The 21,677-nt window shown below is 42.4% G+C and carries 24 protein-coding genes; 5 read left to right on the top strand and 19 right to left on the bottom strand.

Annotated features, from left to right (window positions below; translation table 11 throughout):
- Window positions 1-40 precede the first annotated feature (40 nt).
- The 7 genes from GXZ17_RS02045 to GXZ17_RS02015 all read right to left on the bottom strand — a co-directional run bounded on the left by GXZ17_RS02045 (window position 41) and on the right by GXZ17_RS02015 (window position 8,908).
- A complete protein-coding gene (locus GXZ17_RS02045) occupies window positions 41-406 on the bottom strand; it encodes a hypothetical protein (protein WP_409375630.1) in 366 nt (121 codons plus the stop codon).
- A 426-nt stretch (window positions 407-832) separates the two neighbouring features.
- On the bottom strand, window positions 833-2,764 hold the full coding sequence (locus GXZ17_RS02040; RefSeq protein ID WP_409375629.1) for a beta-galactosidase: 1,932 nt from the start codon (window positions 2,762-2,764) through the stop codon (window positions 833-835).
- A 53-nt stretch (window positions 2,765-2,817) separates the two neighbouring features.
- A complete protein-coding gene (locus GXZ17_RS02035; RefSeq protein WP_409375628.1) occupies window positions 2,818-3,786 on the bottom strand; it encodes an ABC transporter ATP-binding protein in 969 nt (322 codons plus the stop codon).
- Window positions 3,787-3,849: 63 nt separating this feature from the next.
- Complete coding sequence (locus tag GXZ17_RS02030) at window positions 3,850-4,704, bottom strand: ABC transporter permease (RefSeq protein ID WP_409375627.1); 855 nt, start codon at window positions 4,702-4,704, stop codon at window positions 3,850-3,852.
- Window positions 4,701-5,705 carry an ABC transporter permease gene (locus GXZ17_RS02025; RefSeq protein ID WP_409375626.1) on the bottom strand — a complete coding sequence of 335 codons (1,005 nt, stop codon included), beginning with the start codon at window positions 5,703-5,705 and terminating at the stop codon, window positions 4,701-4,703. The genes GXZ17_RS02030 and GXZ17_RS02025 overlap by 4 nt, the downstream gene beginning before the upstream one ends.
- A 53-nt stretch (window positions 5,706-5,758) precedes the next feature.
- Entirely contained in the window at window positions 5,759-7,684 is a 1,926-nt protein-coding gene (locus tag GXZ17_RS02020; RefSeq protein ID WP_409375625.1) for an ABC transporter substrate-binding protein, read from the bottom strand.
- A 189-nt stretch (window positions 7,685-7,873) separates the two neighbouring features.
- Entirely contained in the window at window positions 7,874-8,908 is a 1,035-nt protein-coding gene (locus GXZ17_RS02015; RefSeq protein ID WP_409375624.1) for an ABC transporter ATP-binding protein, read from the bottom strand.
- Window positions 8,909-9,302: 394 nt separating this feature from the next.
- On the opposite strand from GXZ17_RS02015, the gene GXZ17_RS02010 reads away from it, so the two are divergent.
- The 5 genes from GXZ17_RS02010 (at window position 9,303) to GXZ17_RS01990 (ending at window position 14,122) form a co-directional block, all read left to right on the top strand.
- On the top strand, window positions 9,303-9,533 hold the full coding sequence (locus GXZ17_RS02010) for a hypothetical protein (RefSeq protein WP_409375623.1): 231 nt from the start codon (window positions 9,303-9,305) through the stop codon (window positions 9,531-9,533).
- A 428-nt stretch (window positions 9,534-9,961) separates the two neighbouring features.
- Window positions 9,962-11,050, top strand: a complete 1,089-nt coding sequence (locus tag GXZ17_RS02005) for an isocitrate/isopropylmalate dehydrogenase family protein (RefSeq protein WP_409375622.1) — start codon at window positions 9,962-9,964, stop codon at window positions 11,048-11,050.
- 24 nt (window positions 11,051-11,074) lie between these two features.
- Complete coding sequence (locus GXZ17_RS02000; RefSeq protein ID WP_409375621.1) at window positions 11,075-12,484, top strand: B12-binding domain-containing radical SAM protein; 1,410 nt, start codon at window positions 11,075-11,077, stop codon at window positions 12,482-12,484.
- Complete coding sequence (locus tag GXZ17_RS01995; protein WP_409375620.1) at window positions 12,456-13,217, top strand: fumarylacetoacetate hydrolase family protein; 762 nt, start codon at window positions 12,456-12,458, stop codon at window positions 13,215-13,217. Before GXZ17_RS02000 ends, GXZ17_RS01995 begins: the two co-directional genes overlap by 29 nt.
- Before the next feature lie 2 nt (window positions 13,218-13,219).
- Window positions 13,220-14,122, top strand: coding sequence for an AEC family transporter (locus GXZ17_RS01990; protein ID WP_409375619.1), 903 nt, complete (start codon window positions 13,220-13,222; stop codon window positions 14,120-14,122).
- Here GXZ17_RS01990 and GXZ17_RS01985 read toward each other — a convergent pair.
- The 12 genes from GXZ17_RS01985 to GXZ17_RS01930 form a co-directional block, all read right to left on the bottom strand.
- On the bottom strand, window positions 14,105-15,142 hold the full coding sequence (locus GXZ17_RS01985) for a DUF3084 domain-containing protein (RefSeq protein WP_409375618.1): 1,038 nt from the start codon (window positions 15,140-15,142) through the stop codon (window positions 14,105-14,107). The genes GXZ17_RS01990 and GXZ17_RS01985 overlap by 18 nt on opposite strands.
- A gap of 12 nt (window positions 15,143-15,154) precedes the next feature.
- A complete protein-coding gene (locus tag GXZ17_RS01980) occupies window positions 15,155-16,237 on the bottom strand; it encodes an LptF/LptG family permease (protein ID WP_409375617.1) in 1,083 nt (360 codons plus the stop codon).
- Complete coding sequence (lptB, locus tag GXZ17_RS01975) at window positions 16,234-16,974, bottom strand: LPS export ABC transporter ATP-binding protein (RefSeq protein WP_409375616.1); 741 nt, start codon at window positions 16,972-16,974, stop codon at window positions 16,234-16,236. Before lptB ends, GXZ17_RS01980 begins: the two co-directional genes overlap by 4 nt.
- A gap of 15 nt (window positions 16,975-16,989) precedes the next feature.
- A complete protein-coding gene (locus GXZ17_RS01970; RefSeq protein ID WP_409375615.1) occupies window positions 16,990-17,364 on the bottom strand; it encodes an LptA/OstA family protein in 375 nt (124 codons plus the stop codon).
- Window positions 17,355-17,672: a hypothetical protein gene (locus GXZ17_RS01965; protein ID WP_409375614.1), complete on the bottom strand. Its 318-nt coding sequence runs from the start codon at window positions 17,670-17,672 to the stop codon at window positions 17,355-17,357. The genes GXZ17_RS01970 and GXZ17_RS01965 overlap by 10 nt, the downstream gene beginning before the upstream one ends.
- Window positions 17,669-18,226 carry a hypothetical protein gene (locus tag GXZ17_RS01960; protein ID WP_409375613.1) on the bottom strand — a complete coding sequence of 186 codons (558 nt, stop codon included), beginning with the start codon at window positions 18,224-18,226 and terminating at the stop codon, window positions 17,669-17,671. The genes GXZ17_RS01965 and GXZ17_RS01960 overlap by 4 nt, the downstream gene beginning before the upstream one ends.
- Window positions 18,210-18,983 (bottom strand): TlpA family protein disulfide reductase, encoded by a 774-nt coding sequence (locus tag GXZ17_RS01955; protein WP_409375612.1) that lies wholly within the window; start codon window positions 18,981-18,983, stop codon window positions 18,210-18,212. Before GXZ17_RS01955 ends, GXZ17_RS01960 begins: the two co-directional genes overlap by 17 nt.
- 137 nt (window positions 18,984-19,120) lie before the next feature.
- A complete protein-coding gene (gene csrA, locus GXZ17_RS01950; RefSeq protein ID WP_409375611.1) occupies window positions 19,121-19,363 on the bottom strand; it encodes a carbon storage regulator CsrA in 243 nt (80 codons plus the stop codon).
- Window positions 19,364-19,799: 436 nt separating this feature from the next.
- Window positions 19,800-19,955, bottom strand: coding sequence for a hypothetical protein (locus GXZ17_RS01945; RefSeq protein WP_409375610.1), 156 nt, complete (start codon window positions 19,953-19,955; stop codon window positions 19,800-19,802).
- A gap of 46 nt (window positions 19,956-20,001) precedes the next feature.
- Entirely contained in the window at window positions 20,002-20,202 is a 201-nt protein-coding gene (locus tag GXZ17_RS01940; protein WP_409375609.1) for a hypothetical protein, read from the bottom strand.
- 97 nt (window positions 20,203-20,299) lie between these two features.
- On the bottom strand, window positions 20,300-20,758 hold the full coding sequence (locus GXZ17_RS01935; RefSeq protein WP_409375608.1) for a YhcH/YjgK/YiaL family protein: 459 nt from the start codon (window positions 20,756-20,758) through the stop codon (window positions 20,300-20,302).
- A gap of 160 nt (window positions 20,759-20,918) precedes the next feature.
- Window positions 20,919-21,677 (bottom strand): inositol monophosphatase family protein (locus GXZ17_RS01930; RefSeq protein ID WP_409375607.1); only part of this gene is annotated, 759 nt, incomplete at its 5' end.

Here is a 21,677-nt window from a genome sequence, read left to right as displayed (position 1 = left end):
GGATTACTCTACTCAAGGAGAATAACTGATTTGAAAATACTTAATAAATAATTAGATCTAGATCTTCCCCATCACGAGTGTCAAGAGTAAAGATTTGTCTATCACGAGTAGGAGTAAACCGACCCCGCCAAGTCCGGGTACTTCCTCGTATTTCCAGACGATGCTCTTCGTCCAAAGTTGTGCGAATCCAATCTGTGCAATAAGGCCTAAACCATCCATCAATATATTCGTCCATATCGTAACCATCAATGTAAACCCAACCGGAAATCACTGATCCTTCACGAGCGCATATTTTAATATCCCCGGGAATTGGTTTAGGTCCAACCGTTACTGAACACCCAGAAAGTAAGGCAGCAAATAGAACTACTGCCAACCCCAATAACACATATTTGCGAGCTAATTTCATTTATTCCAACCTCCTTCCTGATTATGAATTAGCTAGCTCAACGACTCAGCTCATCCGAGCTAACAACTATAGAATATCCCCTATCGCTCAGATTGTCAAATAGAGGAGAAGCAAAAATAGTGCCAACCCCTTGTAGGGATATTTTTATTTTCCCCTCTATTATTAGCTTTTGAAACTCTCTCCATTCAGCATTAGATAACTAGATAGCATCATCTTTAAATAAAACAACCCATTCAGAAAAGTATTTAGCTAAATCTTTTAGAACTTGAGAGAAATTGGTGACCGGTTCTCTTAAAAGAAGGACATTGTCACACATCTCTCGAAAGACTTCCTCTTCTCCCCTGATGATAGTGTTTCTTTATTCATAGAGTAAAAGCCACCTGCTGTTACACCTCACCGCTTTCTTATCCTGGAGATATAAAGATTTTATTCGCGCCAGATAGCTACCTCACCAGGCTGGATTTCCCTGCTTCCCAGCAAAAAATGGGCTGTTGCCGGAGCAGGAACCTCAGAACCTTGGGCAGCAAAGTTAAAGGCAAAAACCAGGTCTCCTCTTCTTCGGAGGCGTAACCCCTTAGGTAATCGCTCCGGATTGAGACCGGCTTCTTTTACTAACCAGGCAAAAAAGTCCACTAAAAGTGCCTCACCGGGCCAGAAGGCAAAATAGTAATATCTGTCATACCGGAATGCCGCTCCTCTGCCGTCGGCGAAGGTCATCTCTGGCTGGAGCTCTGTCTCAACCCATTCTTTCCAGATACCCACCGGGTATTCCCGGTTCTGCCAGTGTACTTTCTCCATCTGAGGCGGTAAACTTTCCACCTGGGTAACTTTTAAGGAGATAAGCTCCTGCAAAGGTCCGGGAGGAAGAACGGGAGGAATACTATAGGTTTCTGTTTTGCTTCCCGTTCGCGGGCCAAAAACCACTATTCCTGCGAAATCCCGCAAACTCTCTAATGCTTCTTTGCTCACTATGGGTAAGCTGGGCACTACCACAAGTTTATAACCCTCAAGAGAGGCTCGAGGAGAAAGCACATCGACATCCAAACCAAGTTGTCGTAGAGCACTGTAAAACTGGAAAACCAGATGAAGATAGCTGACTCCCTCACCATGGGGCTGAATTTCAAAAACCCAGGCAGCCTCGTAGTCAAAAATCAATGCCACCGAGCTTTTCCTCACAGAAGGAAGCTCAATATTTGCTAACTCTCGAGCTACTTTTTGTACTTCGTAAAAGCCAGGGCCGGGGGTAGAATCAGGATGCAACAAACCTGAATGCATCTGTTCCTGAGCAAAAGGTACCTGCCTCCAGCGGAAATAAGAAACCACCTCTGCACCATGAGCTATGGCTTCCAGTGTCCAGAGCCTGACCATTCCAGGAGCAGGAATAGGGTTATAAGGAGCCCAGTTTACCGGTCCTGCCTGCTGTTCCATTATCCAAAATCGCCCTCCTCCCACTTCCCGATAGAGGTCATTACTAAAAGCAGAAATGTCGGGGTGACCCCTGCGTATATAGCTTTCCTCTAAATCGGTAGAGCCGAAAAACGATATAGTGTGTCCTAAAGGGTAACTATCCCAGCTGGCTAAATCAAGGTCTTGAGCCAGAGTGAAATGGTCAAAATCGACAAATCCCCCCATAAAGTTGTGGGTGATAAAGCGGTGAGGGGAAAGCTCCCGCAGGATTTCCACCTGGAGCTGGTTGAAAGAACATACCTGATTTGAGGAAAACCGGAAATAATCCATAAGATGAGAGGGGTTAGGAGTGGTCACCGTTAAGTTAGGAAGCTCGATTTCTTCAAAAGAACGGTATCTCTGACTCCAGAAACTTGTTCCCCAGGCTTCGTTGAGAGTATCTATATCCCCGTAGCGATTTTCAAGCCACATCCTGAAGGCTTTCTGGCATGAAGGACAGTAACACCGTACTGTATCATGGCATCCATATTCATTATCAAGCTGCCAGCCTGAAACTGCCCTGTGATTACCATAGCGCTGAGCCAATATCGAAACAATACGGCGGACTTCTTCCCGGTAATTTGAGTTAGAAAAACAGTAGTGTCTTCTTGAACCAAACTTTCGTATTCGCCCTTCTTTATCCACCGGAAGTATATCGGGGTAACGATCAACCAACCACTTAGGAGGGGTGGCAGTGGGCGTGCCCAATATCACTTTGAGTTCTTCGAGCTCGAATAAATTCAGCACTTCATCCAGCCATTGCCATTCAAATTTCCCCGGAGCTGGTTCAATTAAACTCCAGGCAAACTCCCCGATTCTCACCCACTGAATACCCAGCTCCCGCATTCTGGGAATATCACTTGTTATTTGTTCTTTACTCCAGTGTTCCGGATAGTAACAAACTCCCAACATTTTTTCATTCCTCCTTATTAGACAGGTTTTATAACTTACATTGCAGATAAATCTTACTTTACTTTCCCACTATACTGATGACATTTTACCAAAATACCATCGACTAAAACTTCCCGAGGTATTTCTTTTTTACATTTTTCCATAACCACAGGACATCTCCCGGCAAACTTACACCCCTCCCGGAGATATTCCTCATATTCGCTATCAAAAACAGCAATCTTTCCCTTCCATTTCTTGTGAGGATCAGCCTCAGGAATGGAATCACGGAGAAGTTGAGTATAAGGATGTTTAGGCTTCATGAGCACTTCTTCGGAGGGCCCCATCTCTACGATATTCCCACGGAACATAATAGCAATACGATCGCTCAAATAATAGGCAGTAGCGAGGTCATGGGTAATATAGAGGATGCTCAATTTCATCGTGTCCCTGAGCTTCGTAAACAGATTCACGATGGACATACGCAGGGATGCATCTACCATCGAAACTGGTTCATCAGCTACCAACAAGGAAGGATTGGTAATTAAAGCCCGGGCAATAGAAGCTCTCTGGAGTTGCCCTCCTGAAAGTTCACTGGGGTATCGACCGTAGATTTCCTGGAAGGAAAGACCTACCGCTTTAAGCTTATCATCAATCAGTTCTGTAGCTCTATTCTTGTCTTGAGCCATTTGAAAGTTATATACTGTCTCTAAGAAAATATCATCCACTGTTCTTAAAGGGTTAAAACTCTCAAAAGGATTTTGAAAAACAGCCTGTACTTTTTGCAGGAATTCAGCACTTTTCCTTTTCCATGAGGCCATAGATTTTTCCTCAAAAAAGATTTCCCCTTCAGTTTGTTCTTCAAAGCCCAGTATGATTTTAGCAGTGGTGGTCTTCCCACAACCACTTTCTCCCGCCAGAGTAAAGATTTCTGCTGGCCTTATATAAAAGGATACTTCTTCCACAGCTTCGAATTTATCCTTAAATAGCAATGTTCCGATTGAAAATATTTTGGTTAGATTTGTTACCTCAATGAGTTTCTCCATCCCTACCTCCCATTTATTACTACCACCCCACTAAAGAGTACTTTCTCAGCGTAACCCGATTCTTTAAAAACGTGTTCGGGGATCCAGATACTCGCTCACCACCACTGAAAGCCAGTAAAGAGCAATAAATAGTAAGATACTGGTAATAATCGGAGTCAAAAGCCACCACCAGAGCCGGAGAAAAAGCGCTTGCCTGTAGATTGCAGTCTGAAGCATCGTCCCAATAGTCGGCACAGTGGGATCTATACCCAGACCCAGATAAGCCAGCGTGATTTCCATCCCGATAGCCCAGGACATATTATTGATGAGGGTGGTGAGAATCACCGGCAAAACATGAGGTAAATACTGTTTTAGAACCAGTTTAGTGGTTCGCATACCTGAAAGTATGGCTACAAAAGTAAACTCTCTCTCCCGCAAACTTAAGATTTGAGAACGAATTACCCGAGCATCCCAGGCCCAGGAGAAAAAAGCAAGCAGAAGCCCTAAATTAGTAAGATGCCTTACCCATTCTCTGAGAATGGTGGAAACGACAATGAGTACCACGAGAGACGGTAATACCATAGTGGTATCTCCTATAATCATCAATATCCGGTCAACCAGTCCTCCCCGGTATCCGGCCACCATTCCCACAAAAATGGCAATGATCCGGGAAATTAATGAAGTAATAACGGCAATAAGGAGAGAATTCCTCACTGCAAAAGTAAGTTGCCAGAAGACATCCTGACCCAGCCAGTTAGTACCTAAAGGATGCTCCCATGAAGGTGGACGGCCTCTGGGCACCTGATACATCCGCTGGGGATGATAGGGAGAAAAAAACGATAAAATAGCTAAGAATAAAAGCGCAAGAAGAATTACAAACGCTATGGTAAACCTGAAATCTTTGGTCAAATCCCGGAATAAACTTCCCAATTTTTTCATCGATATCGCACCCTTGGGTCAAAAAGAGGATAAATAAGGTCCAGTAAGAAAATAGAGGTAGTGACCGCCAGCACCGAGATACACGTAATGCCCATTATAAGGTTGTAATCTCCTCTCATGACCGCATCATATAATATCCATCCCACCCCCGGGTAGGCAAAAACCATTTCTGTTACCAGTGCACCACTGAAAATAGTACCAAATTGGAGTCCCAGCTGAGTAATCATGGGTAACATAGCATTGGGTATAACATAATGAAATACAATTCTCTGCTCTTCTATTCCTGCTACCTTTGCATACCACACATAGTCCTCAGAGCGTACACCCTGGACGATGAGCTTCATGCTCTGGAACTGCCATGCTATCCCTACAATAAGAAGCGTCAGGGCGGGTAGAGCTCCATGTTCTACAATGCTCTTTACAGGTTCCCAGCTGAAAGAAAGCTCTATACCAACTCCTATTCCTCCACTTAAAGGAAAAATAGGAAAGAGATAGGCAAAGAGAATGAGACATAATAAAGACATGATATAGTAGGGGATTGGTCTTATTACCATAACTATAGCATCCAGAATTTCTGTCCACCGTCCCCGGTAATAGCCAGCTATCCCTCCTACTATTACTGCCACAACCCAGCTCAATATGGTGGTCAAAAGGAGAAGCCCGAATGTCCAGGGGAGAGATTGAGCAATAACCTTCATTACTGGAGTAGGGTATCGAGCTAACGAAGGTCCGAAATCACCCCTGAAGAGTCTCTTCCAGAAGCTCATATATTGTTCTGAAAGACTGCCTTCCAGACCATAGAGTTGCTGTAAGGTGCTCACAATTTCTTCGAGCTGTTCTGGGGGAATATATACCCCGAATGCCTGATACTGGGCAAGTTGTTGTTTAACCGGATCCATAGGAAGAATACGAGGAAGGAAAAATGCGGCCGAAAGTCCCAGAAAAGTTACCAGAATATATTGGACCAATCTGGGAGCAAGGTAATATTTAATGAACTTCATATCCCTGCCTCCTTAAAAACCCGGGTAGACTCGGTCTACCCGGGTTTTTTCCTTCATTTCTGGCCGGTGGGTTTGGGGTTATGCAAAGCATATTTAAGCTCAGGCCAGGTAGTGAGGACATCACACCGCGCCCAGTCATTTTCTGGACTGGGCCAATTCGTCCAGTAGTATTCATCAAAAACAATGGTAATCGGGCAGCTGAAGACTGGAATGGCAATCATCTCTTCCATGGTAATTTTCAGTGCCTCAGTGCCTAACTCAATAATTCGCTCCTCGTTGTCCCAGGGGGTAAGCTCGAGCTCTGACACAATCTGGTCTATTCGGGGGTCACTCCAGCGTCCTCTCCATCCCAGCGTTAATTCTCCTATCGGGCGGACAAAGTCACTTCGCAAGGCATTGAGACATCGATAGAGGTCGGGATGGAGACCATAAGGTTCTCCAGCGAACTCTCCATGGCTAACAGAGTCAACCTCAAATTCACCGTGTGATACGAGAGTGCTTTCTGCTGCGTTTGGATTAAGGACCACATTAATACCGAACTTCTTCCATTGCTCTGCTATCCCCAGAATGACGATATAGTCCATGGCAGTGGGGTCAACACCTGTCAGGATGTTTATCGTCCATGGTTTTCCATCGGGAAGACACCACTTGCCATTTGCATCCCGGGAGAAACCCTGTTTTTTGAGGAGTGTTTCTGCGACATCAGGAGCATATTTCCACCATCCATAACCTAAGGCGAGCCGGACTTCATCTTTATTGGCCGGATCGATGTCGACTTCATAGTTTTCCTGCGCCCATTCCAGCAATCGCCAGGGTGCTTGGGAATCCCAGGGCTTAAAAGTGTTACCATCTCCTAAATCCAGGGTAAGTTCCTCAAGCCATGGTTCCAGGGGCTTGAAATACCACTCATAAAAACTGGGGCTGACCACGAGAGGAAGCCCGGGGGTCATCGCTACCATTCCATCATAGGTAGAAATTGCCAGCTCTACTATGTCAATTGCCAGAGCCAGAGCCCAGCGGACATCTTTTTCATTATAAGGATATACTAAATGGTTGAAGCTGGGACCTCTGGTAGAAATATCCCGCGGGTCGATGAATGGCCAGGTATTACGGTAGGAATGAGTAGTTTGGCTCTGGTTTAACAGGGTAATCATCTGTTCTGCTGTACCCTGGACTACGTCAAGTTCGTGCCGCATCATAGCCATAATTTGCTTTTCAGGAGGGCCATAATTAATAAAAAGCACGTATTCTGGCACTGGCTCTCCAAAGAGTTTTCCAGTTACAGTTCTCTGCCAGTCATCTCGTTTGCGCCAGAGTGCCCAGTAGCCAGCCGGGTCATGGCTTACGTAAACATATGGGCCAAGACTTACTGGAGGGTGAAAGTCAAAAGCTAAAATATCTTCAGCCTTTTCAAAAATGTGTTTGGGCATAGGTCGGAGAGCATTCCAGCGCTCCAGAAACGCAGTATGAAATCGACTGTTGGGTTTTGTGAGCTCCACAACCACTGTGAGGTCATCTACTGCTTTTGCATCTTTAACATCCTGCATCAAACCGTGGTCTACGAGACCCGGAGTATCTTTCTCTTTCAGAATGGTAAAAACTAAATCCTGGGCAGTAAATGGTACTCCATCACTCCAGTAAATTCCGTCTCTCAATTTTATGGTAAGCTGAGTAAAATCTTCATTATAAATAGGAGGTTCAGCTGCCAGCCCGTTAATTATTCCGCCTTCGACCACATTAGGATTGAGAGTCCAGAGTGCCTCGGTGACAAATTGGTGTAGCCCGCCATTCTGTGCTCTCCACCCAGCCCACAGGTTCCAGTTCCCTGGCACAGGGCTAGGAGCAAAGAGGTAGGGAAGAATTAAAGTGTTTTCCCGGGAAACCCCCGGAGGGAGAACCTGGGCAAATCCTGCTGAGGCGAGTGCCATTACCAGACAAAACACAAACACCAAACCGCTCGCTAAAAGAAATTTACGCATTTTTGTATCCTCCTTTTTTAAAACCAATCTCTAAATTTTCCCTGAAATATCTGACAAGTGCTAAACTTCTTGACTATGATAAAATTATTTTCTTTTTTTGCTCACCTCCTTATCTTTCAAACACTTTTCCTGAATTCTTTCAGTTACTATCTCCAGATTACCTCGGCACAGATAGATAAGACTTGAGCTTTATAAAAAATTATGGTCTTCCCTCCACAAAAAACACGCCACTTTGTGCTGGGGGTAGATTTCCTGCAGCGCAGGTACCTCTACAGTGCATTGACCGAATACTTGAGAACACCGGGGATGAAAAGAACAACCGGGGGGAGGAAATGCAAGAGAAGGAGGACTCCCCGGGATACTTTCTTTACGATTTTTTTCTCCAATCTGGGGCAAAGAATTAATGAGATATCGGGTATAGGGGTGAAGGGGCCGGGCGAAAATTTCTTCGGTAGGTCCTTCTTCTACTAACCTTCCGGCGTACATGATAGCCAGGTGAGTGGTAACCTGGGCATGAATACCCATATCATGGGTGACAAGAATAATAGTATTTTGGAGCTCTTTTTGTATATCCTGTAAAAGTTGTAGAACTGCTCTTTGGGCTACCACATCCAGAGCAGTGGTGGGCTCATCAGCTAGAATGATGCGGGGATTGAGAAGGGTAGCCAGAGCAATTGCTACCCGTTGTCTCATACCTCCAGAAAGCTGGTGAGGATAGGCATCCAGAACCTGGGGAGAAAGACCTAATTCCTTGAGGTGTTTTGTAGCGAGCAAAAGAAGGTCCTGGGTAACTTTTTCTTGGACATGACTTTTGAGCACATCGAGAAAAGTTGTTTTGATTTTCTTCACAGGGTTAAAGACACTCATCGAACCCTGGGGTATATAAGAGATATAGGTCCAGCGCAAAGCCCTCTTTTCACGGGGACTTAAAGAAAGGGCATCTATGTACTTCCCATTGGTTTGGTAATAAACTTTCCCTTCAAAAAGCCGCAGGGGAGGGTCAATGGAAGCAAAGAGGGTTTTCAGAAGGGTGGTTTTCCCACAGCCGCTTTCTCCAGCGATACCATAAATCACATTGGGAGAAACCTCTAAATCAATTTCATTAACCGCCTGAATAATCCTTTTTTCTCCCAGTATTTCAAGGACATAGAAAGCCTTGAGGCACTCTACTTTCAGTACTCCGCATACCTCATTTGCTTTTTGTCCTTCTCTCCCACTACCCAAGACAAAAACGTCTCCTTCCCCTCACCGGTGGTAAAGTCAAAATCTCCATACAAAAATGGCAAATTTTTCTCTGCCACAAATTGCAGGCATTTAAGAGTATAGAGATTTCCAAACTAAAAGAAGTAGTCGGAGTTTAAGGCAAACTATACCATAGTCCTTGTTAAAAAAAGAAAGGGAATCAATATGCTCGGTCTTTAAGTGTCCTCTTGTTCAGTATAAAAGCTCCCGCTCTCCGGAAACATCCTTCTTAAATAACCGCCCAAATTCTAACAAAAACAGCCCGAACCTGTCAATCATTCGAGTTGCCTCATTTAAAATCAAAGTGAATTTCCCTATCAAAGGTCTGAACTCAGATAATGATAGTACCTTTATCAACTACCAATGTTTTCTTACTGTGAGGAGAATAAGAAGACAGGGAGCTAAGGTTAAGAAAATACATGATACTTCCAAGATTCTCTGTCAAAGACTATTAGAATCTCTGGATATACCTGAGGAGGTAAAAGCACAACTGCAAAAGGCTTTCAATGAAATTAATCCAGCTGCCTTAAAACGAGAGATAGATAGGTTACTGAAAGAATTAACCAAAGCTTATCTCAAGAAGAGGGTAGAGCCCAGAACAAATTGACAGAGAACTTATTTTCACCTAGAATTTTATATGAGACATCAGGGAAGTAAGTGGCTCTATTTGTGGCTATTCCAGAATAATATCAAACAACCTGCGGCGCAAAATAGAAATGAAAAAGATAAAAACGTTGAGTAACAGAATCAACTTTTTATTGTTTGTAGAATCTTGTTACCGCAGGCCTAAAAAGCCCTGGATTTCCACTAACTACTGAGAGAAAAAAGAGAATTTAGACTGTGAATGAGGAAAGAAACTCTATAAATTGTCAATAAAGTGCGTTCTTTGTTTACCTTTGCCTGGATAAATATAAAGAGAAAAAACCATAAAGAGAGAATAGTATCTAGAGAGCTTCTTCCCTTGGATTTTGTGATAGAATAAATAGTAAAGTAAATAGATTACTACAGTAAACAAGTGGAAAGGAAGGAGAAAAAATGCCTCATCGTATAACTTTAATACCAGGAGATGGTGTTGGACCAGAAATAACTGCTGTAACTAAAAAAGTGATTGAAGCCACAGGAGTAGAAATAGAATGGGATATCCAGGAAGCAGGAGCAGAAGTAATGGAAAAATATGGCACTCCCCTTCCTCCTTCGGTAATTGAATCTATAAAGAAAAACAGAGTAGCTCTGAAAGGGCCCATCACTACTCCGGTGGGAAGCGGGTTTCGTAGCGTCAACGTAGCCTTACGAAAAGAGTTAGACCTTTATGCCTGTATTCGTCCCTGCAAAACCTATCCCGGAGTTCGCTCTCCTTATCAAAATATCAATTTAGTAATTATCCGAGAAAACACCGAAGACTTATACGCCGGCATAGAATTCGAAAAAGGTAAACCAGAAACTCTGGAGCTCATAGAAGCAATAGAGAAATGGGGGAAAGGTAAAATCCGTCCCGACTCCGGCATCAGTATTAAACCTATCTCCGTTTCTGGTTCAGAGAGAGTCGTAAAATTTGCTTTTGAATATGCTCGTTCTGAAAAACGGAAAAAAGTCACCGCCGTTCACAAGGCTAACATTATGAAATACTCCGATGGCCTATTTTTAGCCGTCGCTCGAGAAGTGGCTAAAAACTATCCTGACATAGAATTTGAGGACCGCATAGTGGATAATATGAGTATGCAGCTGGTGCAGAAACCCGAGCTTTACGATGTTTTAGTTTTACCCAATCTTTATGGAGATATAATATCTGACCTGGGAGCAGGATTGATAGGGGGGCTGGGTGTGGCTCCGGGAGCTAACATCGGCGATGAATATGCGGTCTTTGAGCCTACCCATGGCAGCGCTCCTAAATATCGAGGAATGAACAAAGTTAACCCCTTAGCCATGATTCTCTCGGGAATGATGATGTTAAAATATATAGGAGAAAAAGAAAAGGCGGAAAAATTAGAAATAGCAATAAAAGAAGTGATAAAAGAAGGTAAAAAAGTTACTTATGATTTAAAACCCACTCCTGCTGACCCCACTGCTTGTGGAACTCGGGAAGTAGGAGAGGCCATCATCGAGAAACTAAGAAGTTTTTCTTAAAAGGAACCAAAGAGGTGAAAGCTGTTGAACATTCTTTTAGTAAATCCCCCATCTCCGGGAATTTATAGCTGGATTGGTCTAAAGTTACCCCCTCTGGGGTTAGCGTATTTAGCAAGCACTTTAGAGCAGGAGAATCATCGGGTAAAAATTTTAGACCTTCAAGTAGCACCAAAAAAGGAATTGAAGGAGAATCTGAAAAATTGCGATTTAGTAGGAATAACATGCGAAACCAACAAAGCTTATGAAGCACTGAAAATAGCCGAATCAGCCAAGAAAGAAGGACGCCTGGTAGTGCTGGGAGGATATCACGCCACTTTTTGTGATGAGGAGTTATTAAATAGTGGCTTAGTAGATTACATAGTGCGAGGAGAGGGAGAGTATATTTTTCCCCAGTTAGTTAAGGTTCTGGAAAATAATGAATCTCCTCATTCTGTTTTAGGAATTTCTTTCCGGGAAGAAGGAAAAATTGTCCGCACTCCTCCTGCTCCTCTTCCCCACAACCTTGATGAAATTCCTTTCCCTCAACGAGAGCTTCTACCTCTTTCTAAATACTGGATGACCCAGGTAGAAGGAGAGCCCTTAATAAATATGGTAACCAGCCGGGGTTGCCCTTTTGGCTGCTCTTTCTGTGCTTCATCTCAGTTTTCGGGTAAAAAGTGGAGAGCTCGTTCTCCAGAGAATATAATGGAAGAGCTGCGCCAGGTTTACTTTGACTTAGGATATCGAGCAGTAGCTTTCGTGGACGATAATTTTACCCTGTCCCCTGCTCGGGCAGAAACTATTTGCGACAAAATAGAGCAGGAAAAAATGAAAATCAAATGGTGGTGCTTTTCCCGAGCTGACACCATTGTAAAACACGAATCCTTAGTAGAAAAGATGGCCAGAGCAGGCTTGCGGATGGTCTACTTAGGGTTTGAAAGCGCTGAGGAATCCATTCTGCAAGATTACGGGAAAAATTTAACCGCTGAGGAATCTAAAAAAGCAGTGGAAATCTTGCGTAAATACGGAGTTCAAAGCTGGGGTTCTTTCATATTGGGTAATGTCAGAGAAACTAAAGAAACTATCAAAAAGACTGTGGAATTTGCCAAACAAATTAATCCAGACATTGTACAATTTTCCATTCTCACTCCTTTCCCCGGTACTGAAACATACGAAAAATATCAGAAAGAAGGACGCATCATCAATCGCGACTGGAAAGCATTTGATGGAGCGCATTCCGTTCTACAACTGGATTTTCTCAATCCTCAAGAATTAAGCCGTCTTGCTATCCGAGCATATCTTGAATTTTACAAGCGGTGGAGTTATCTTCCCCAGGCTTTCAGTTTCATAAAGAAATTTTTAGTGATCAATTTACCTCCTATTTCTCGACGCAAAGAAGCCTGGTATCAGAAGGAGCGATTAAAAAATGCAAATAGCCCGATTCCTTCATACTGAAGGAAAAGCTCCTCTTTTTGGAGTGATAAAAGATGATGTGATTCAAGAAATCTCTGACCCTTTTGGAGAGATAAAAGAGGGAAGAGGAATCTTCCCTCGAGAAAAAGTTAAATTGCTTTCTCCCACCCTACCTTCTAAAATTGTAGCAGTAGGGTTAAATTATCGCCACCACGCTCAGGAGTTAAAACAGCAAATCCCCGAAAACCCTATCATTTTTCTTAAACCCTCCACCGCCGCTCTTTCTCCTCACGATTTCATCCTCCTTCCCTCTTCTTCTAATCAAGTAGACTACGAAGGAGAACTGGCAGTAATAATAAAGAAAAAAGCTCATAAAGTGAAAGTTTCACAAGTTGAGGAATACATTTTAGGATACACTTGCTTTAATGATGTCACTGCCCGAGATTTACAAAAGAAAGATGGACAATGGACGAGGGCTAAATCTTTTGATACTTTTGCTCCTTTTGGCCCCTGGATAGAAACCGAAATAGAGCCGGGAAATTTGAATATTCGCACCTATGTCAACGGACATAAAAAACAAGACTCTAACACCAGAGAACTCTTATTTCCTGTGCCCGTGCTTATCTCTTTCATCTCCGAAGTCATGACTTTGTTGCCGGGAGATGTTATTGCTACCGGGACTCCTGAAGGAGTGGGACCACTGCACCCCGGAGATATAGTAGAAGTAGAGATAGAAAATATCGGAATACTTCGCAATCCAGTAAAAGGAGAATAAGCTTGTACCAAGTTCTGGCGGTAATGTTTCTTTTAATCGCCGTGGGGATGTTTCTGCGAGTAGCAAAAGTTTTCCCCCCCGAAACTGTTCCTCTTTTGAATCGTTTTGTTCTCTATCTTACTTTTCCCTGTCTTATATTTCGCTCGCTGCAGCCTGCTCAATTAACTCAGGAACTGTGGAAGATTCCTCCCCTTGCCTATACCTTAATCAGTCTGGTTTTCCTTGCCTCTTATTTTTTATCCTCCCGGCTTTTACACTTAAAAGACGAAACCAGTGTAAGCTTAGCTATGGGAGCAGCTTTTGGTAACACTGCTTTTTTAGGATATCCTTTCATTCTGGCCCTTTTAGGAGAGAAGGGCCTACCACCTGCTATATTTTTTGACCAGATGGGGAACTTTCTCTCTACCTATACCGTAGGAGTGTTGCTCTGCATATATATCCAGACCAAACACCTATCAGCCCGGAGTCTTTTAGAAATAATAAAGCTTCCACCTTTTTTAGCGTTTTTACTGGCTATTATAACCAACGGTCTATCCATTCCTCCTTTTCTCTGGGAGGCCATTAATCACCTCGCTAACGCCACTGTTCCCCTGACTATGGTAGCTATAGGAATGTCCCTTTCTGCTTCTCATCTCTTCCGGAATTGGAAGCCTCTTCTTTTAGCTTCCTCTATCAAATTAGCTTTTCTTCCCCTTTTGTTTTTAGCATGTACTAAATTTATCTCCTTCAGCCCCCTTTACCAAAAAGTCATGGTTATTCAGGCCGCCACTCCCACCCTTATGACTTCTTATACGCTGGCTTCCATTTATGAATTAGATAGTGAATTCTCTTCCAGCGTTATCTGTTTCACCACTTTTTTATCGCTTTTCACCCTGCCCTTGTGGGGTCTATTTCTTCACCCGTAAGTAAATACGCAAAGGTCCAGCAGTAAATATGTCGCTTTCTGCCACCACCTCCACTGTTACCTTTCCTTCCATTTTCTGCAAAAGAGAGGTAACTTCAGTAATATTGGAAGCAGAAATAACTCCCACTCTGCCCTGTTGAGGAAGAATCCCTTTTTTTACCGCTAAGGCATTGAGTTCCCTTAACAATTCCCCCAACCAGAGCTCTATATTAGTTTTTTGAGGTTCAATGTCTATCTCTCCAGACCATATCACTTCCCCGGCAGAAAATATCTTTTTATTCTCTTCTGCTATAAATCGAGCAATAACTGGTTCTCCTCGCAGAGTATTGATGGAAGCCACCAAACGAATAACTAATGGAACCTCGCTATTTTTTAATCTCTCTTTAGTTTCATTAAAGTTATCTTCTAAAACAAAAACAGCTCTTTGTATTTCTTTATCAAGACCTGCTCCTCGCTCTATGGCGATATCCTCCCCTTGCCTGATCAGAGAAAGAAGATAATTCTCTGCCTCTTCATCTTTCATACCCGGAGGGGCTATCGCCCGCAAAATTTCCTCTTCATCCTGAAACACTATTTCTCCCCGCCGGATAGCCAAAATACTTTCCCGCAGACGAGTCAGCTCTATTTGTAAAACCTGTATCTCTTCCTCGAGACTCTGCCTTTGACTCTTTAGCTCCTCCACGCTTCCAGTTAAAATTTTAACCTGCTCTTCCAGCACAGCTTTAGAGCTCTGCAACTCCTTTTCTCTCTGTTCCAATTGTTCAATTTGATCTTTTAGCTCTTTCATACCAAACAGAGCCGTACGCACATCCTGAGAGGCAACGCTTAAAATAGTAAGAGTAATAGCAGCGATTAAAATCCCGGTAATAACACTCACCAGAATAGCAGTGTAGCGCGGGCGAAGTTTAAACAAAGAAAGCTTTTTCTTTCCAATTCTTCTTCCTAAAATATCACCCAAGTAAGCTATAACTCCAGCCAAAATGATTATAGAAAAAATCAACAACCAGCTACCCCAATCCATAGAAAGTCTCCTTCAGTTTTTTTCTTTCCACCACAACAGGCCTCCACCAGTTGCAAAACCCATTATATTAGCCATCCAGGTTCCCCAAAAGGGAGATAAGCCCCCTCCTTCTGCCAGAGTACTACCTAAAGAAAAAATAACGTAATAAGCAAAAACTATAAGAACACTCAATCCTATTCCTAAAGCTTTGCCCGAACGAGGAGAAACGATACCCAGAGAAACTCCTACAAGGACGAAAACCAGACTGGCAAAGGGAAAGGCGGTTTTTTGCCACAGAATTAATTCTAACTTCTCCGTTTTCCTTCCTCTACTTCTCTCTTCCCCGATGAAATTCTTCAATTCCAGAAAACTCATTTCCTGCGGCTTTTTCTGGACTTTCTGTACCTCTTCCATGCTCTGAGCAGTAGCAACTTCTTCCTTTTCAAAACGTATCATTCTTTCTATCTCTCCCCCTTCTCCCACCTCATATATAATTCCTTCCTTAAATACCCACTTCCCTTCCTGATTAAAGGCTTCCTGGGCATTGATGATTCTCCTCAGACCCTCTTCGTCATATTCTTGAACCACTACTCCCAAAAGGAGAGATTTCTCCGGATCTATCATTTTTACATAAAACATCCTCTCTACGCCTGGTTCACTGTCGTCCCGGAAAAAAGTATTTTCTGGTATTAGTTCTCCTCCACTCACTCTTTCTCCTATCTCTTTAAGCTCTACTGAAGCCCAGGGTAAACATACCTCCTGGATGATTATAGTCCCGGCACAAACCCACAGAGAAAAAAGGAAAAAAGGAATAGTCAGCCTTCTAAAACTAACCCCACTTGCTCTCAAGGCTATAATTTCACTATCGCTGGACATGCGGTTCACGGTAAGCAGCACACTTAACAATACCGAAACCGGCAAAATATAGATAAGAAGGGAGGGAAGACTTAAAAAAAATATTTTTATAACTTCCCCTATTGAAAAACCTTCTTGCAACCACAAGTGAGCCAGACGAAAGAGCAGGTCTCCAGCGCTTACTAAAATAACGAACAAAACGACTCCAAAAAAAAAGTTAGCTACGCTCTGCTTGAGAATATATTTATCTAATACTTTCAAAGATTAAAACGTTCTCCCAGATAGTATTTTCGGCTCAAATCGGAATTAATAATTTCCTCCGAACTGCCAGAAACTAAAATTTTACCTTCAAACATAATATAAGCCCGGTCGGTGATAGCCAGGGTTTCTCGTACAGCGTGATCGGTAATCAAAACTCCGATATTTTTACTGGCCAAATACTTCACCAAATTTTGAATGTCCTCAACTGCAATAGGGTCAATCCCGGTAAATGGCTCATCTAAAAGGATAAAGGAGGGAAAAGTAGCCAGTGTTCGGGCAATTTCTAAACGTCTTCTTTCTCCTCCGGAGAGTAAATTAGCCGGGGAATTAGCCAGATGACTGATGCCAAACTCTTCCAGCAGGCGCTCTCTCTCTTCTTTCACTTCCTTTTTAGATAGGCCCTGCATTTCTAAAACCAGATCTAAGTTATCTTTCACTGAAAGTTTTCGGAAAACAGAAGGCTCCTGAGGAAGATAACTTATACCCATACGAGCTCGTAAATACATGGGAAAGTGATTGAGTTCCAGGGCATCTAAAAAAACTTTCCCTTCCGTGGGTCTTACAAGACCCACCAGAAGATAAAAAGTAGTGGTCTTTCCTGCTCCATTGGGTCCTAAAAGACCAACTATCTCTCCTCTTCGCACCTCTAAATCAACTTCATTTACTACTCTTTTTTTACTATACTCCTTGGTCAAGCCTCTCCCTAACAAGGCATTCCAGTTTTTCCCTTGAGGCAAGCGCATTTCCTCCTTTTAAGGAACCAGTTTTATCTCCACGTTCCCTTCCACTCTCACTCGACCACTATCCAGGTATACAAATATCTTCTCCCCTCGCAAAAGATTACTATCTCCTTGCACCTCTGCTTCGCCTTCTAGAGTTATAAATTCGTCTCCTTCTCGATAAAGAGCCTTCTCTGCCCTACCCTGCCAATCTTCTCTCTCTACTCTTACTATATGAGCCTCCCAAGCTTTCTCCTCCAGAGAGTATTCTATATTCTGAGCCCTGACCTCCCAATCTTGCAAGACCAAAAGAGGAGACGAGGTAAGACAGAGCCTTTTTTGGTTAAAATCAAAACAAGCTTCCCCGGTAGAAAAGCGCATTTCTGGATTAGAACCCTCTATTCCCAAAAATTTAATCGGTTTTCTTTACCCTGATAATAGAGAGCTCGGGCTTGAGCTTGAAAATCACTCCAGGAAATACTTATATTTCCTTCACTTCTCGCTTCTTGAGTTTGAGTATCTATCTCCAAAAAAGGGCACACCACTTTTACATCTTGCCAGGTAAAGGTAGAAACTTGAGCTACGATTTTCCCGGTCTCAGCATCATACTCAGCTTGAGGAGTAGTAATAGTTAATACCACTTCCTCTTCTTGAGCAAAAAGAAGAAGGGAAGGAAAAAAGAAAAAAGCCAGAACGCAGAAGATAATTTTTCTCATTCTCCCACCTTGATTTTTAATTCTACATTGTTCTCCAACCATAATTTCTCCTCCGGAATATTATAAACTACTAATTGACAATTAGCTTCTATTCCTTGCCCGGCAAACTGAGCCTTTCTTAGTTCAAATTTTTCTTCCTTTCCCCGCCACAACAATAGCTCTCCTTGTAAACTTTCCTTCCTCTCTTCATTTATCAATTTTACCTCTTCCAGTTCCACATCCCCTTCCGGTAAAAATACTTGCCCTTTTTGAGCTTTCACCTGATAGAGAGGAGCTCCTTCCTGGAAAAAAGTTCCCGAAACATCGATTAAAAAAACGCTATCCCCCTTCTGGTCTATCGAACGAGCATTCAGGACCCATTCTTTACCCTTCTCTCCCAGCCGGCTTATTTCTGCTTTTTCCATCTGGATTTGAGAAAAATATTCCTCCTCGATTATTTCTGGTGGGGGAGAGGGAGGTGCCTCTCCCCCCCACCAGAAATAAATTACACCTACCAGTAAAACAAGAGAAAAGAAAATTAAGGTTGCAAAACCCCAATCAATCCTGTGGGACATCTACCATCCAGTAATAAACCCGTTGAAAACCAGAGATAGCTAAAGCTTTGCCTGTCTCCAGGCCTTCAACATTATTTTCGGTAAGTAAAAGGTAAACCCCTTCTCGAGGAAAAGAAGAAATAACGGAATCTACACCATCCACCACCTGATAAGAAATATTTTTTCTATCGGGAAAAGGATTAGCACTCTCTTTTCTAAAGTCTAAAATCACTACCTCTGAAGTTAACTCCACTAAATTTTTTACTTCTGCCTCCCGGAGGCCTCGAAACCAGAGAATTTGATCCAGTTTACCACGCAAAACACTCTCTTCCTGGGCTCCAATTACCTGACCGGCTAAATTGCCCAGAGGATCCACAAAATAAAGAGTAGGTAAATATAAAACACCGTAATCACGAACCACTTTCCCTTCCTCATCTAAAAGAACAGGAAAAGTAAGACCCAGCTCTTCTACAAAAGTTTCTACCTTATTTTGAGGCTCTCCTGAGTCTATAACTAAAACATTTAGCAGGGCTTTTTCTTCATATTCCTCGTATATTTTCTGTAAAAGAGGAAGTTCCTGACGACAGGGCGCACACCAGGTAGCGAAAAAAGAAATTACCACCGGCTCTCCTCTAAAATCGGAGAGGGAATAGATTTCTCCATCTAACCCCGGAAGTTGGAACACAGGTGCTTCGCGAGCCCCCAGAGAATGAACGCCACAAAACAACAAAAGAGAAACCACTACTACAGTCAAAAAGATCTTTTTTCTCTCTTTCAAGCTTTTTCCTCCTCACACCTTTATTTTTTATATATCGATTCCTTTCCTCAAAAATTCCCCTGAAATAATTATAAGAATCTATTTCTGAAAACGATAGTAGATAACAGCCATAAATAGGAGAAATATACCAGAAACGCTCAATCGGCAGATTCAGGAGGAGAGAAAACCTTTCGAAGAGTGGAAACCATTTCTTCAGAAACAAAGAGGGCTTTTTGGTTATCTTGCACGAGGGATTGATATAGTTCTTCTCGGTAAACCGGGATATCAGGAGGCGCAGACACTCCCACTTTTACTTTCCCCTTTTCTATACCCAGAATTTTTATTTCTATGTTATTGCCAATTCGAATGCTTTGATCTATCCTCCGGGTAACAACCAGCATAAAACTCTCCTTAGTAAGTTTTATTCTATTCTATACCTAAATCCCATTTTAGGAAAGAAGCCCGAAAAAAACAAGCATTAATTCCTTTTAATAGGGTTTTACTCATAATACAGGTAATAATACTTTTCAACTGTCAATGTGGTCTAATAGAACAGTCTACGACATTCTCCTCATCATCTCTGCGAAAAGCAAAGTACTATATAGTACCTCTCTTCCTTTTACAATCATGAATGAAGGCGGTCTTTCTCTTCCCCCTCATCCTTCCGGAGAAAAAACTAGGTTGAGGTGCTTTTTCCTGACTTTGACACTTCACTTAGCTGAAACCCGCATCAAATCTATATTCTTTAAATTAAAATATGCTATTTTGCCACTACACTCACTACCTTAAGTGGTCTACAGAGATAGTTCTTCTTTAGGGGTGATATTTTTAGGGAGTTTAAATTTTGAGGAGTTTTAAGATTTTATTACTCAGTTCCGTTCCTTTAATTTTGATTAAGAACTGTTGATTTTCAATTTCCACCTCAGCAAAGTTCAGCAAGCTTAATGCTTCCCGAATTTCTTCTAGAAAGGCTTTCCCTTGGGCTTTCTTCATAGTATCCTGCAAAATTCACGGTAATATTATTTTCTCTTTTGCTCTCTCATTTTTCCCAGAGCATCACGATCAACCCCACCGTGTCAACTGGCAGTTTAAAACATTGAAAAAAAGCACAATATGGAATATCAACGCTGGGACATATTCCTCCAGCGTGCGTGGTGGTCTCGAGTTTTTCTTCTCGGCGAGGAATATTAATTACGACAGGGTTTGCGGAAACTAACAAGACCCACCGAGACCTTGCCATATCCGGTGCTATCCCTATCATATTTGAAGCAGCATTACACATAAAAAGACCGGTGAGCTCCAACGAAAATATAAATCAACTATGAATAATTTAAATGTTACAGCAGTTTTACTTTTATAACTACTTTTTTCACGTTCGCTGGCTCATCATAAATGCAGCAGGGCTGGTGAGCATCTTCGGGATAAAAGATGGCAAAATAGTTTTCTCCCATATTGACCGCTGTCCAAATCTGGGGATCCTTAAAAAAAGCTATATCTTTTTCCTCCGAATAGGGCCTAGAGAGGGTCAATTGGTTCAGCGGAGCCCATCCAATGATTTCTTTTCCTCTTGCCAAATACTGGATGTCCAGATATTTTTGGTGTGCTTCCCATTCGACCTCCGTCACTGGGCGAGTGGTGTAGGACATAACCACGGCAAATAAATCTTCCCCGTCTATCTCATATCGTCCATCAGGTAATTCCTCAAAATTTTTCTCAGCAAGAAAAGCAAAGGCTTCAGCAAACCTATCATTTAAAGAAACATAATTCTTTCCATTTTCCAGTATATCAAGAATCACAAATAATCGCCTCCTCGATTGGTTATAAGATTTCCCAGATACATCGAACATTCAAAATCTGGCCAAAATACAAAAGGAGATATTGAATATAGCTTTATAGTTTAAACAGCTACTGAAAAACGGTATTCCGTGCCCCCCAAAATATCTTGATTCAATTCCGTCAGCCATTTATAGCTTTTACCAACTCCTGATATATGCCTGGAGTAGCAGCTAACACATCTCCTTTAAACAGGTCAAACTTTCCTCCATCCGGTGCCGAAATTACCGCTCCTGCTTCTTGAGCAATTAAAACTCCTCCCGCCAAATCCCAGGGAGATAGCGCATATTCCCAATAACCATCTATAATGCCCCGGGCTACATAGCTCAACTCCAAAGCCGTGCTTCCCAAAACCCGCAAATCAGTGAGTCTCATAGTAGATTTTATATCTTTTACTGTCCGAGAGAGTTCTCCTTCTTCATAAGGAAAGCCGATTACCAGTAAACTCCCTTCCACAGAAGTTGTAGCAGAAACTCCTATTTTTTCTCCATTTAGAAAAGCGCCATTCCCCTTTCGAGCATAAAATAAATCCTTGCTTATAGGATTGTATACTACCCCGGCTATTGGCTCATTATCTTTCCAATAACCTAAAGAAACAGCAAAAAAAGGAAATTTATGAACAAAGTTTAAAGTCCCATCTAAAGGGTCCACATAAAAAGCTTCACGATAATGTGATATCTGTTCACTTCCTTCTTCTCCCACTATCGGGATTTGGGGAAAGCGACCACTTAAGATAGAGATAATCTTTTCTTGAGATTCTCTGTCAGCAGAAGTTACTAAGTCATAGGAAACAGACTTCTGGGAAACAGAGAAGTTCTCCTCCTCAAAGTACTTTTTCAATATGCTGCCTCCAGCTAACGACGCTATAATCATAGTTTCCAG

It is taken from the genome of Candidatus Sordicultor fermentans, assembly GCF_012728195.1.
GTDB classification, from domain to species: domain Bacteria; phylum Atribacterota; class Atribacteria; order Atribacterales; family Caldatribacteriaceae; genus Sordicultor; species Sordicultor fermentans.
Note: the sequence above shows the minus strand (reverse complement) of the source record. Positions and strands in the feature narration are given on the sequence as shown.

Coding starts and splice junctions, on each gene's coding strand:
- GXZ17_RS01945 (WP_409375610.1), bottom strand. CDS start 19,955: ATGAAGAAAGCCCAAGGGAAAGCCTTTCTAGAAGAAATTCGGGAAGCA.
- GXZ17_RS01965 (WP_409375614.1), bottom strand. CDS start 17,672: ATGAGAAAAATTATCTTCTGCGTTCTGGCTTTTTTCTTTTTTCCTTCC.
- GXZ17_RS01960 (WP_409375613.1), bottom strand. CDS start 18,226: ATGTCCCACAGGATTGATTGGGGTTTTGCAACCTTAATTTTCTTTTCT.
- GXZ17_RS02025 (WP_409375626.1), bottom strand. CDS start 5,705: ATGAAGTTCATTAAATATTACCTTGCTCCCAGATTGGTCCAATATATT.
- GXZ17_RS02035 (WP_409375628.1), bottom strand. CDS start 3,786: ATGGAGAAACTCATTGAGGTAACAAATCTAACCAAAATATTTTCAATC.
- GXZ17_RS02020 (WP_409375625.1), bottom strand. CDS start 7,684: ATGCGTAAATTTCTTTTAGCGAGCGGTTTGGTGTTTGTGTTTTGTCTG.
- GXZ17_RS02045 (WP_409375630.1), bottom strand. CDS start 406: ATGAAATTAGCTCGCAAATATGTGTTATTGGGGTTGGCAGTAGTTCTA.
- GXZ17_RS01985 (WP_409375618.1), bottom strand. CDS start 15,142: ATGGATTGGGGTAGCTGGTTGTTGATTTTTTCTATAATCATTTTGGCT.
- GXZ17_RS02005 (WP_409375622.1), top strand. CDS start 9,962: ATGCCTCATCGTATAACTTTAATACCAGGAGATGGTGTTGGACCAGAA.
- GXZ17_RS02040 (WP_409375629.1), bottom strand. CDS start 2,764: ATGTTGGGAGTTTGTTACTATCCGGAACACTGGAGTAAAGAACAAATA.
- csrA (WP_409375611.1), bottom strand. CDS start 19,363: ATGCTGGTTGTTACCCGGAGGATAGATCAAAGCATTCGAATTGGCAAT.
- GXZ17_RS01940 (WP_409375609.1), bottom strand. CDS start 20,202: ATGGCAAGGTCTCGGTGGGTCTTGTTAGTTTCCGCAAACCCTGTCGTA.
- GXZ17_RS02030 (WP_409375627.1), bottom strand. CDS start 4,704: ATGAAAAAATTGGGAAGTTTATTCCGGGATTTGACCAAAGATTTCAGG.
- GXZ17_RS01995 (WP_409375620.1), top strand. CDS start 12,456: ATGCAAATAGCCCGATTCCTTCATACTGAAGGAAAAGCTCCTCTTTTT.